Source organism: Kocuria dechangensis (assembly GCF_014636775.1).
Lineage (GTDB): Bacteria > Actinomycetota > Actinomycetes > Actinomycetales > Micrococcaceae > Kocuria > Kocuria dechangensis.
Genome location: NZ_BMEQ01000022.1, coordinates 1 through 11,537, shown reverse-complemented (window position 1 = coordinate 11,537; position 11,537 = coordinate 1). Strand labels below are relative to the sequence as shown.

11 protein-coding genes are annotated in these 11,537 nt (G+C 66.5%); 5 read left to right on the top strand and 6 right to left on the bottom strand.

All coding sequences use genetic code 11. The features are described from left to right. Positions 1 to 154 precede the first annotated feature (154 nt). The 5 genes from IEW07_RS15955 to IEW07_RS15935 all read right to left on the bottom strand — a co-directional run bounded on the left by IEW07_RS15955 (position 155) and on the right by IEW07_RS15935 (position 6,048). Positions 155 to 2,134, bottom strand: coding sequence for an APC family permease (locus IEW07_RS15955; protein WP_188539039.1), 1,980 nt, complete (start codon positions 2,132 to 2,134; stop codon positions 155 to 157). A 751-nt stretch (positions 2,135 to 2,885) separates the two neighbouring features. Then, entirely contained in the window at positions 2,886 to 3,023 is a 138-nt protein-coding gene (locus IEW07_RS21650) for a hypothetical protein (protein ID WP_308738237.1), read from the bottom strand. Between the two features lie 203 nt (positions 3,024 to 3,226). After that, positions 3,227 to 3,781 (bottom strand): hypothetical protein, encoded by a 555-nt coding sequence (locus IEW07_RS15945; RefSeq protein WP_188539037.1) that lies wholly within the window; start codon positions 3,779 to 3,781, stop codon positions 3,227 to 3,229. Between the two features lie 502 nt (positions 3,782 to 4,283). Continuing rightward, positions 4,284 to 4,838: an AAA family ATPase gene (locus IEW07_RS15940; protein WP_188539034.1), complete on the bottom strand. Its 555-nt coding sequence runs from the start codon at positions 4,836 to 4,838 to the stop codon at positions 4,284 to 4,286. Between the two features lie 616 nt (positions 4,839 to 5,454). Further along, positions 5,455 to 6,048 carry a recombinase family protein gene (locus tag IEW07_RS15935; protein WP_188539033.1) on the bottom strand — a complete coding sequence of 198 codons (594 nt, stop codon included), beginning with the start codon at positions 6,046 to 6,048 and terminating at the stop codon, positions 5,455 to 5,457. Between the two features lie 346 nt (positions 6,049 to 6,394). On the opposite strand from IEW07_RS15935, the gene IEW07_RS15930 reads away from it, so the two are divergent. From IEW07_RS15930 to IEW07_RS15915, 4 genes are all read left to right on the top strand, one after another. Then, on the top strand, positions 6,395 to 6,883 hold the full coding sequence (locus tag IEW07_RS15930; protein ID WP_188539031.1) for a hypothetical protein: 489 nt from the start codon (positions 6,395 to 6,397) through the stop codon (positions 6,881 to 6,883). Between the two features lie 59 nt (positions 6,884 to 6,942). Beyond that, positions 6,943 to 7,281 carry a histone-like nucleoid-structuring protein Lsr2 gene (locus tag IEW07_RS15925; RefSeq protein WP_188539029.1) on the top strand — a complete coding sequence of 113 codons (339 nt, stop codon included), beginning with the start codon at positions 6,943 to 6,945 and terminating at the stop codon, positions 7,279 to 7,281. Between the two features lie 361 nt (positions 7,282 to 7,642). Beyond that, positions 7,643 to 8,545, top strand: coding sequence for a DNA/RNA non-specific endonuclease (locus IEW07_RS15920; RefSeq protein WP_229741906.1), 903 nt, complete (start codon positions 7,643 to 7,645; stop codon positions 8,543 to 8,545). A 203-nt stretch (positions 8,546 to 8,748) separates the two neighbouring features. Beyond that, positions 8,749 to 9,378, top strand: a complete 630-nt coding sequence (locus IEW07_RS15915; RefSeq protein WP_188539025.1) for a hypothetical protein — start codon at positions 8,749 to 8,751, stop codon at positions 9,376 to 9,378. A 425-nt stretch (positions 9,379 to 9,803) separates the two neighbouring features. On the opposite strand, the gene IEW07_RS15910 is transcribed toward IEW07_RS15915, so the two are convergent. Further along, a complete protein-coding gene (locus tag IEW07_RS15910; RefSeq protein ID WP_188539023.1) occupies positions 9,804 to 10,685 on the bottom strand; it encodes a hypothetical protein in 882 nt (293 codons plus the stop codon). A 668-nt stretch (positions 10,686 to 11,353) separates the two neighbouring features. Here IEW07_RS15910 and IEW07_RS15905 point away from each other — a divergent pair. After that, the coding region (locus IEW07_RS15905; RefSeq protein WP_371870237.1) for a transposase at positions 11,354 to 11,537 on the top strand (184 nt) is incomplete at its 3' end.

The following is an 11,537-nucleotide window of genomic DNA, read 5'->3' as shown; positions in this document are numbered from 1 at the left end:
ACCTCCTTCTGGGCCGCCCCGGCGGCACCGGTCCATTGCCCCGCCCAGGAACAAGCGAGATGCTCGCCGATGCAAGGATCCGAGATGATCCCTGTTGCCTCCTCATTCTCCGCGGGCAGGTGCCGCCCGGTCTTCATTGACGGGTGCACGGGGATCAACCGACGTGGATGCGGGGCCGGCGGTCCGGGGCGGGCTCGTGCTCGCGGAGGATCTCACGGACCACGGGGGCCGTGTCGCCCTGGCCCAGCAGCAGGTAGCGCAGCAGGTGGGTGATCGGGTTGCCCTCGGACCAGTCGAAGTAGGCGTGGGGGATCACCCCGGTGCCGTCGCGCAGGGCCAGCAGGACCGCGGCGATCGCGTTGGGCGCCGCCGGGGAGGAGACCCGCAGGATCCGGTGCCCGGAGACCTCCACCCCGTGGACCTCCAGCTCCTCGGAGAACGAGGACGGGTCGCTGATCTGCACCTCCAGGAAGATCACGTCGGCCTGGCCGGGGACCGGGTTGACCAGCCGCTGGACGGCCTCCTTGGCCGCGTAGCGACGGCCGCTGTTGCCGGACGGCTTGTGGGCGATGATGTTCAGCCGCCCGTCGTGCTCCAGGGACTCGAGCACGAACTGCCGCGCCGTCTCGTCGAAGGCGATCCGGTCGGCGCGCAGCTCGGTGGTCCGGGTGACCCGGGAGATGAGGGAAACGGCGATGATCCCGGCGACGAAGAACGCGGAGATCACCAGGCCGTCGGGCTTCAGGATGATGTTCTCCACCAGGGCGTAGCCCATCACCAGCACCACCACGGCGAACCCGGCCGCCGCACCCCGGCGGTGTCCCCGGTAGCAGGAGATGGTCACGGCCACCGCCGCGGAGACCATCATGGCCAGCACCCCGGTGGCATAGGCCCCGGCCTGGGCGTTGACGTCGGCGCGGAAGACGATCGTGATCAGGATGCTCAGCCCGGTGTAGACGAACACCACCGGGCGCACCAGCCGGCCCCACTCCGGGGCCATCCCGTAGCCGGGCAGGTAGCGGGGGACGATGTTGATCAGCCCGGCCATCGCCGAGGCCCCGGCGAACCACAGGATCAGGATGCTCGCCAGGTCGTAGACGGTGCCGAAGCCCTCCCCGAAGCGCTCGTGGGCCAGGTAGGCCAGAGCCCGGCCGTAGGCGGCCCCGCCCTCCTCGAACTCCTCGGCCGGGATCAGCACCGTGGTCACGAAGGAGGACCCGATGAGGTAGACGCTCATGATCAGCGCCGCCGTGGTCAGCAGCTTCCGGGCGTTGCGCACCCGTGAGGCCAGCCGCTGGGCGGGAGTCGCCCCCTGGGCGGCGACCAGGGGCATCATCGACACCCCGGTCTCGAACCCGGACAGGCCCAGCACCAGCAGCGGGAACGCCAGCACCGACAGGCCCAGGATCTGCCCCGGTCCTCCCCCCGTGCGGGTGAGGGCCTCCGTCCAGCCCTGGAAGGAACCAGGCGTGGAGACGATCTCCCAGGCGCCGGCACCGATGATCACGGCGTTGAGGCCCATGAACGCCACCACCAGAGGGATCGCCACGGCCACGGCCTCGGTGAAGCCCTTGAGGAAGACAGCGCCCAGGACCAGCAGGAGCACCACGGTCACCGCCACGTTGTGCCCCTGCAGGAACCGGGGGGCCAGCGGGTTCTCCACCAGGTGCACGGTGGCGTCGGCCGCGGACAGGGTGATGGTGACGATCCAGGAGGTGGCCACGAACCCCAGCAGCACCAGCACGAACACCTTGCCCCGCCAGAACGGGAGCAGGTGCTCGAGCATCGCCACCGACCCCTGCCCGTGCGGGCTCTCCTGGGCGACCTTGCGGTACATGGGCAGCATCCCGAACAGGGTCAGCGCCACGATCAGCAGCGTGGCCAGCGGGGAGAACACCCCGGCGGCCAGGGCGGCGATGCCGGGCAGGTAGGACAGCGTGGAGAAGTAGTCCACCCCGGTCAGGCACATCACCTTCCACCAGGAATGTTCCCGATGTTCGGCCTCGGCCGCGGCCGGGCCTGCCGGATGCACCTGGTGGGCCGAGAGCCACCGCACGACAGGGTGCCGAGAGGCCGGTGTCGTTCCCGGGCGCGGCACACTGGCCGGCATCGAATACGACGTCGCACGTTCCATGATCTGCTTCCTCGACCCCCGCCCCGCCCCTGAGAGCTCGATACGGTGATCAAGCCCTCAGGAGGAAGCGGTATGACAGGGACCGCTGACGGCTCCAACGGTCCGGACCCTGCTGGGCCCCGCAGCCAGTCCACACCCACCGGCGATCCCCGACACCGTTCTTAATGCCCCCTTAACGGGATCCGTGCAATTCTTGACGTCCTCTTCACACCATCCCCGCGCTGCAATGATCGTGAGGCCCTCCACCAGTGCTGCTGCACTGCTGATGCACGCCGTCACGGCTGGCACGAGAACCCGGTGCCCAGGACCCACATCGGCTCTGTTGCACCTGGAGCCGCTGGGATGCTCCAGGCATCCCGGTCCTGTGCATCGAGGTCCACGACGTTCTGCAGGCCGGCTCACAGGAAGCGTCGGGGCGCACATCACCCAGCCGGTCGACCGGCATCACCACCACCTCGCGGCAGCAGTGGAAGCACCGGGACGAGCTCTGCCCGTTGATTCCTTGATGGATCCTTAACGCCCTGCCGCCCCTTTTTCTCGAGGACAGCGGCCTAGGGTGGTCGCGTGATAGAGAAGCGGCCACTGGTGCCTGCCGCAAACCAGATCGATAAAAGGCAGGGAATGTCCCGATATCAGCGGGATAGCCCCGGAATGCTTGCCGTCTACATGCTGGTCGCGTCCATGGCGATCCGCTATTTCATGGCCGGTCGGCTCCTCCTCGGCGTACTGGCCCTGGCCATCACGGTGGGGTTCATAGCGGCTGGGCGGCGTCAGGCCAAGCGCCGGCCACCAAGTCGATGATGCGTTCGCGCTGGATTTCCGGTTCCATCTGGGCCAGGGCTGCCCTGACGGCGGACATCATCAAGCCCATCGGGGTGGAGATGTCCACGCCTCCCCCGCCGAGGTCCAGCATTCGCAACTCGGCGCCCCGTCCCGCAGGGCCTCGGCGAAGGCCAGCACGTTCCGGATCGGTGGATGGCGTCCGCAGAGAGGCCTCCTGACAACGGCCTGCCGATGGTTCGCCGCGGGATCGGTCCGTGCACCGGACAGCACTTGAGGATGCTGTGCCACAGGAGCGTTGCCGGGGTGTGTTCAGTGCGTGAGCCACCATTTGAGGGCGGCGGCGCCGATCCCGGCTGCAGCCAGCAGCACCCCGGAGAGGAAGGTGCGCGCCGAGGCGCGCTGGCCCTGCAGTCGTCCTACGACCCGCCCCAGTGCGGCCAGTCGCAGCACGGTCACCCCGATCGCCGCCGCCAGGGCCATGGGCTGGGTCAGCCAGCCCAGCAGGGCCGCACCCATCAGCAGCCCAGGAAGCGTGGTGGCAGAGACAATGGGCAGAGCATCGCGCAGCTCGTGGCGCAGGTCCGCGCCGGTGAGGCGTTGGCCGGTGCGCACCCGGGTGCCGACCGACTCGGCGAGCAGATGGGCCACGAACGTCGACACGCCGGTGCCCACTACGTAGGCCGCTGCCTTGGGGCCGGCCAGATCGTCCGGGTGCAGGGCGATCAAGGCGGCCAGGACGAGGATGTTGCCGTAGACGAAGGCGGCGATCCTGCGGGCGGCGTCCTCGATCGGCACGGGGCGGTCCGGATGACTGTTGAGCAGCCACGACAGGCGCCGCCCAATGGGAGCTGTGGTGGCAGGCATGTCGGCCAGTCTAGGGAGTGTCCTGCGGATCAAGGCCTGCCCGTGGGGAGTTCTCGGCGGCCTGTAGCTCCTTGGTGGCGATCCGTGATGCGCGGTGCCAGGCGGACAGGGCGGCCATGATCAGGACCACGCCACCGCAGGCCATCCCGACCGGGCCCCGCCCCGGGGCCTCTCCCGTGTGGATTCTGCATCCGTCCCCGTACTCGCAGATGTAGCTCGGAGGAAGATGGCGTATTTCATACGACACGGCGGCCCCGTCCTTGCAGTGGTCAAGGAAGAAGCCCCGATGAACCCGCTGAAGAGGGACGGAGTTACAGCACCCGCACCGAAGAGCAGGAGGAAGCCGGCGACCAAGGCAGCACATTCCCGGTTGTCCGGTGTGCAGCACATCGCGCTCCTTCGTCTCGACTGCCCTGCCCGCACTCTCTCGCGCCCGGAGGTGTCCTGCCGTCGCGCTCACCCACAGGACACTGCCTGGGACCGGGCTGGATCTGCAGCTTTATCAAAGGCTGGCAGCTCCCGCGATCCGGGCGATGACTACCTCGGGTGCCCCGCCGGCGTCCACGACGATCCAGCCCCGGGCCCGGGCGAGCTCCAGATAGGTGGCCCGGGCCGCGCGCAGATACTCCAGCGACTCGTCATCCTCACCGCGGGCGAGGATCCGTGCATGGGCGGTCTCGGCCGGGACGTCGAGCACGACCACGGCGTCCCCGCGCAGCAAACGGGCCGACAACCACGGCAGCACCCGTCCCTGCGTCAGGCCCCGGACACGACGCAGCACCAGTTGGCACACCAGATGGCGGTCCAGGATCACCAGACCGCCCCGGTGATCGGTCCGGGCCTGGGACATCAGGACATTGGCGGTGCGCACCACGGTCTCGACCCGATCCACCCACCGCACCGGCAACTCCACCCCGAAGCGTGCCGAGGTTCGGGCCAGCCAGCGGCGCCCGGAGCGGTTACGCAGCACGATCGCCGGACGCCCCGCCTCCCGCTCCGCGGCCACCAGCGCTGCGGCCGTGGTGGTCTTTCCTGCCCCGTCGATGCCCAGCAGCACAATGGTCCGTGCTCCACGAGAACGCAGACCCCCGGGTCGCCGCCGTCGATCCTCCGGCGTGGCAGGACGCGCCCGGTTCCCCGTCATCGGACTGCTCCTGGCGCTGCGGGACGGGACACGACTCTTGCCTTTCTGGCTGTCAGGGGCTTCGCGTACGTGTTGTGGCACGGCGCCGGGATCCAGGTCTGGGAACCCTCGTCCAATCAGTCGAGGAAGCCGGTGGCCGGATTGATGCCCGCCAGGAAGTTCTTGATGGCTTCTACCATCTCTGCTCGGCTCAGCGGACCACCGGCGGAGGTGAACCCGTAGCCGGCCGGGTGGTTGAGTCAGACGAAGTCATAGATCCCCGGGCTCGCCGGGGCGGGCCGTCACGGAAAAGTCCTGTCCGTCGATGAGCATCCTGATCGACTCCGCACTCATCTGCGGCTCCCTCCTTCGACCGTACTCCAGCGCTGAGGGCATCAGGTGCCAACTCTTTTCACTTTCCCTGCGGCAGGACAGGACTGGCGCCGCTCGATTCCATGCCGACAACCCCACCTCTGCAGGTGAGAGTTGTACCGATCAACAGCATCCGATGGCCGCTATACGCATCCCCGGTTTCAGGGACAGCACCCGCTCAGATCGTCGTCAGCATGGGCAGCTCTCGGATTCGCCGATAGAGCGTGGCCCGCGACATGCCCAGATCACGGGCGACCTGGGTGGCCGGCTCTCCCGCCTCGATCAAACGGAGGGCGTTGCGGATCTGGGAGTCGGTGAAGGTGGGGCGGCGCCCGCCGAGGTCCTTGCCGGCGGCCCGGCGTTTGCCCACGGAGTCGGTGATCCGCTCCCGCTTGATCTCCAGTTCCATCTGGGCCAGGGCGGCCATGACGGTGAAGACCATCGATCCCATGGGGGTGTGGGTGTCCACGTCTCCCCCGCCCAAGTTCAGCACGCGCAACCCCGCTCCCCTGCTCCGCAGCGCCTCGGCAAAGGCCAGCATGTTCTGCGTCGATCGCCCCAGGCGGTCCAGCGTGGTGATCACCAACGTATCTCCCTCCTCGAGAGCGGCCACGGCCTTATCGAACTGAGGACGCGATGCACGTGCTCCAGACACTCCATGATCCACATAGAGATCATCGCGCCGTACACCGGCACTGAGCAGGTCAGACACTTGACGGTCCGCATCCTGCTGCCGCGTCGACACGCGTGCATATCCGATGAGCTTTCCCACGTCAACCCCTATGTGTCTCACAACCAATGTCTAGTACCCGATTCTAGGCACAGGGATAAAGCACATAGCTGCGAGACGCTCTCGACCGCAGAATCTTGCGGCCGCAAAAAAGTTCGGTGAGACGTCTCGCATCCCTTGCCTTGAGAGACACCCAGATCGCTCTACGAACAGCTTGACCTCCCATGCAGGACATCGAGAGACATGCAGTGTCTGGTAGAGCAATGGATGGATTGGCTGTGATGACCCCACCATGGATTCCGTTCCACAGTGCTGACGATGATCAAGCACTGCCCAGTTGGAGAACTCATACCCGTCTATGACTATTGTGGGTGCTTGAAACTTATCAATGGCTGAGTTGCGGGAGGGCAGAATGGTTTTCGAGGTCTTCGACAAGAGAATGACTCCACTGGCGAAGGCGCCCAGTGTGACCATCCAGAAGCGCGGGGTGATCTCGCTCAACAAAGCAGCCCACGAACTCATCGGCAACGCCGAGACCGTGGAACTGCTCTACGACCGCGACCGGAACGTGGTGGCGCTGCGTCCGGCCGATGACTCCGCCCCGCACGCCTACGCGGTCCGCAGCGGTTCCAAGAACGGACCCGGGCAGGCCATCGTCTCGGCGACCGCCTTCACGCAGCACTACGGCATCGACACCAGTGCAACACGGAGGTGGAAGCCCTTCACCGAGGACGGCATGCTCTGCGTGGACCTCAGCGTCGTGGGCACCGTCATCACCGGCAACCGCACCAAGACCACGCAGGCCGGGGAGCCGGCCGAGGCGGCGGAGGCCACCGATCCTCCCGCCCCCGTCGAGGACCCCACCGACGACGCCTGAGAGCACGCACTCGGCACAATTTTCTCGCCACCACCTACTCCCGAGAGGAACCACCACCCATGGCCCAGAACGTCATCATCGAGCTCCAGGATGACCTCGACGGCGGCCCCGCCGACGAGACCCTGACCTTCGCCCTGGACGGGCGCGACTACGAGATCGACCTTTCCACCGCCAACGCGGAGAAGCTGCGCGAGGCCGTACGGCCCTTCGTGGCGGTCTCGCGCAAAGCTCCCACCGGCGATGGGCGCCGCCGGCGCACCACCGGCACCACTGCTTCCTCCTCGGAGACCGCCCAGATCCGGGCCTGGGCCAAGCAGCACGGTCACCAGGTCTCCGACCGCGGCCGGATCCACCAGTCCGTCAAGGACGCCTACTACACCGCCACCAGCCAGTCCTGAGTGGCTACGCCCTGCCGGTTCTCCTGGCGGGCCGGCAGGACGATCCTGAGCGCCTCACCCCCCGTGCTCGCTGCCGGTGCGGTCCTCCGGAGGTCATGTTCCCCATCGCTATTGACCACCCGGCAACGTGGGCTCATCCTTGGCTGACAAGGGAAAACACGGGTGATCACCAACGAACCACCTTCAGCGCTTCCCGTGGCAGCGACCGGCCTCACCCGCTTCCGGGGGGTTGATGGGCAGCAGACCGGGAACGCCGGGGACGCGCAAATCGGGGCGGGACAGCCGGGAGAGCTGTCCCGCCCCACTCACCGCCTCTTCCGCACCCGGCGGGGCCCACTCGGCGTGAAGGGATGTGATGGTCATGATCACCCCGCCCGAGAGCCCGGGCCCCGATGACCCTGCCAGGGACACTCCCCCGGAGCGTTTCCCTGCCGAGGCCGTCTCCATCGACCCCGACTACAGCACCCGTGACGGCTACCGCGCCGACTTCCTGGACCACCGGCTGCCGCTGCCGGGACACCAGGCCTGGGCCGAGGTGGCCTCCGCCGAGCTCACCTACCACCACTTCAGCATCGTTATGCACCGGCGCCGCCGACTGGCCCTGTACACCGCGGTGAACATCGACGGGCGCACCGCGACCAGGCCGTCACGGGACTCCGACCGCTGGATCATCGACCCCCGCATCCCCCGCGCCGAGCAGACCAACGATGACCTCTACCGGGACAACGCCCTGGACCGCGGACATCTGGTGCGCCGGCTCGACCCCGCCTGGGGCCCGGTGGCTGAGGCGGCTAACGACGACACCTTCCACTTCACCAACGCCACCCCGCAGCACCACGACTTCAACGCCGACCAGACCCTCTGGGCAGGCCTGGAGGACTACATCCTCCACAACACCGACAACCGCGACCTCACCGTGAGCGTCGTCACCGGCCCCGTCCTCCACGACGAGGACCCCGCCTACCGCGGGGTCGCCATCCCGAGGCAGTTCTACAAGCTCGTCGCCATGGTCACCACCACGAACCGGCTGACCGTCACCGCCTACCTGCTCAGCCAGGAAGCCCTGCTGGAGGAGTTCGCCACCGGACCCGAAGAGTTCTCCTTCGGCGCCTACCGCACCTTCCAAGTACCCGTCCGACGCATCGCAGCCCTGACCGGACTCGAGCTGCCCGCCCACATCGCAGCCGACCCCCTCGACCGCCTCGGACCCACCGCCCTGCCCCGGGAGATCCTCCGATCCGAGGACATCCTCCTGATCAGCTGAGCACCCGCCGGAGCCGCCTCGCCACCCCCGTCCTCCATCCCCAGACCTGAAAAACGCCGACCTCTCAACGGGAACGGTCTGCAGGCCCTGCGAAGGCGATCGGGACGATCGCGTGATAAACCCATTTCCCAATGCAACCAGGGTCCTTGCGGGCTACGCTGAGGCTCGAGGTCGTGCGTCGTTGCCGTGGCAAGGAGCAGCCCATGAGACCGGTGAACAAGGTCGTGGTCGTGCTGGTCGCCGCCGTTTCCGTGCTGATCCTGGCAGAGGCGGTGATCGGGGCCACCACGGGGGCGCCCTCCCTCGGCACCGCCACAGGGTCCCCGGTGGTGGAGTGGGTCTTCCGGGTCGCCGTCCTGGCGATGAGTGCAGGACTGATCGTGGTGATGGTCTCCAATGCCGCGGTCATCGACGCCGGCCGGCGGTCGCGGACCGTGCTGCGATGGACCACCATCACCACCACCGCGGCCTACACGATCTTCGACACCGGGTGGGCGCTGCTCGGCCCGAGCGCCGAAGCACTGTGGCTGACGAATGAGGATCAGACCCCGTGGTGGCTTGTGCCGGTGAACCTCCTGGGCTGGATCGGCATCGCCGCCCCAGCCGCCCTCGGGGCCACCATGCTGCTTCAGGGGGATCGATCATCGGCGGCCTGGCTGCTGACCGCCGCCGTGGTGGTGTACCTCCTCACGTTCTGGCTGCTCACCTCTGTCGGCAGTGCCTGGGCGAGCCTGGCCTACAGCGGGGTGGTCACCAACCTCGGACTCGCCCTGCTGGGCACTACCCCGCCTGAGAGCCACCGAGCTCGAACGCAGGAAACAACCGCGGCCTGACACCCCCAGGCACCCCCAATGACCGCCGCAGCCCCCAGCGCAGGCCGGACAGACCCACACCGGGAAGCCGTGGGGTTCGCTTGCCGGCCAACGTCCAACCGCGGTCGCCACACAGGTCCGGACACCCCGAACCACTGGACCAACCGGAAAGACATCCCGACCACCGAAGCGGTTTCCTACCTGGAGCAAGCACCTCGCTCCCCTCGGCGTCTCGCCACCCCAGCGCTTCACAACCCTTGAGATGTGCGCCACCCGAGGGTCGGCTCGTCTTCATCTCCTACGTGCGGGAGGACGGGATTGCCCCCCCTACCACCCACCTCGGCTTCGAGACCTTGACCGCGCACACCGGTGAGATAGATTGCTTGGCGCCCGGACAGGGTTCCCTTGGGAATTTAAATTGACAAAGATCCACCCATCAAAACGGATTACCCGTTGTATGTGGTTTTGGGGTTCAAAAAATAAGCATCAAAAAGGCTTTCAGAGGCGACAAGACCATCGCCATTTCGTGGCTTGCAGATTACATCGGCGTAGCCTTCTTCCACTTCACCAATGCTGGACCAAAAGCAGTGGTAATCAGCCGTTCGCCGCCCGCGAGCACCGATGGGTTCACCGGTGTCGGACACCAACTGGAGGATCTCCTGCGCCTCCTGGCACGTCACGCCTTGGAGGTTCAAGTAACTGTACCTAGCGCCCACGCACGTGGCCCCAGCACCCCGTTCGGGTGCGACGGTGGGTGAGCCGGCGCCCGTGGTGCTGTCCTGGCCAGGGAGATAGTCAGTGCCGGGAGACATAGCCGTGAAAGATTGGATGATGGGCAAGATCTGGTGGCGAAACCGCGGACTGGCGGCGAATTGCTCAGCTCCTGCCGTCATATCCACCACATCGTTGGGGCCAAGCCGCAGGTATCCGCTGAAGGAAATCAAATATCCGTCTCCCCATCGGAGATCCCCAAAGACAGGATCCGCACCGGTGGCTGAAGTCATCCCATAGAGTACACCTGCGTCTCCACCTCGACTCTGGCCGGGGGTGGAAGCGACAGCTGCTTGAGCGTGGTTTCCCAACATATCCGTCACCCCAGGAATCGAGCCCTGGGGCATTACCACGGGAGTCAGCGGTGGGCTGACCTTATACGGGTCCTCGTCGGGTCGGACACTGAGCGAGAGCACTTGTTCGCCCTCGGCATCGCGGAGGGTCCAGCGGCTAATTCTCTCTTCGACGCTGCCTTCGGGGACGGAGACAGTCCAACCGGTGGGATAGCGGAAGCTCAAATACCCATCCGGAGATGTAAATGTCTGGTCCAGAGCCACCGCAGGTTCCTCTTGAGCGCTGGTGGAGGGGCTGACGGCCGGCTCCGGAGAATCGCCAGTAGGCGATGCCGTGGGAGTAGGTGTTGTTGCGGGAGTAGGCGATGCCGCGGGAGCTGAGGAGACGCTTGTCTCTTCTGAGGCGGAAACCTGGGGGGCGGCGGGAGCGGCCGGGCCGTTGCTCGAACACCCACTCAGCGTCAGAGCGCACATCAGGGTGACAGGAAGGAGCAGACGGCGGGGAGTGATGACCATGGGAGTGAGTTTCGCAGAAGACACATCACCGAGACGTTCCCACCATGCCTCAAGGGACATAAACCATTACCACCGACCTACCTATTACATCCTGGAGCCCCTCATTGGAAGCCTCGAGCCCAGGGAATGTCCCACCTCAGCGGGACAAGGAACTGAACGCTTGCGCACGCGCTTTCACCTGCAGATGTCCCGCTTCGAAAACTACGCGCGGGGCGCGGCACGTCTTAATAAGCCAAATTTAATGCATCAGACTCACCGGACCCGGGTAGCCGGAGGCCAGGAGCGGTGATGCCCTCTTGCCCTGCTCTACAAAGGACCGACTCGATGATTCCCCCCTGCACCCATAGCAGGAAACTTAGAGATGGTTTCAATAGTTATGGCTGAGGCGTTGAGCGAGGTCGGCCGGACTGGTGATCATGGCTGCCATGGCGAGTCAGACAGCGTCCGGGCGACTGCTCAGCGACCAGTTGTGGGAGCTGCTGGAACCGTTGATACCACCACCCCCGCCGGCCAAGAACGGGCGAACGGGGCGACCACGGGTCGATGACCGAGCCATCCTGGAGGGCATCCTGTTCGTGGCCGAGCACGGCATCGCCTGGA

Bases quoted from the DNA above. Each gene is read 5' to 3' on its own strand.
- IEW07_RS15955 (WP_188539039.1), bottom strand. From the start codon at position 2,134: ATGGAACGTGCGACGTCGTATTCGATGCCGGCCAGTGTGCCGCGCCCG.
- IEW07_RS15945 (WP_188539037.1), bottom strand. From the start codon at position 3,781: ATGCCTGCCACCACAGCTCCCATTGGGCGGCGCCTGTCGTGGCTGCTC.
- IEW07_RS15930 (WP_188539031.1), top strand. From the start codon at position 6,395: ATGGCTGAGTTGCGGGAGGGCAGAATGGTTTTCGAGGTCTTCGACAAG.
- IEW07_RS15925 (WP_188539029.1), top strand. From the start codon at position 6,943: ATGGCCCAGAACGTCATCATCGAGCTCCAGGATGACCTCGACGGCGGC.
- IEW07_RS15920 (WP_229741906.1), top strand. From the start codon at position 7,643: ATGATCACCCCGCCCGAGAGCCCGGGCCCCGATGACCCTGCCAGGGAC.
- IEW07_RS15915 (WP_188539025.1), top strand. From the start codon at position 8,749: ATGAGACCGGTGAACAAGGTCGTGGTCGTGCTGGTCGCCGCCGTTTCC.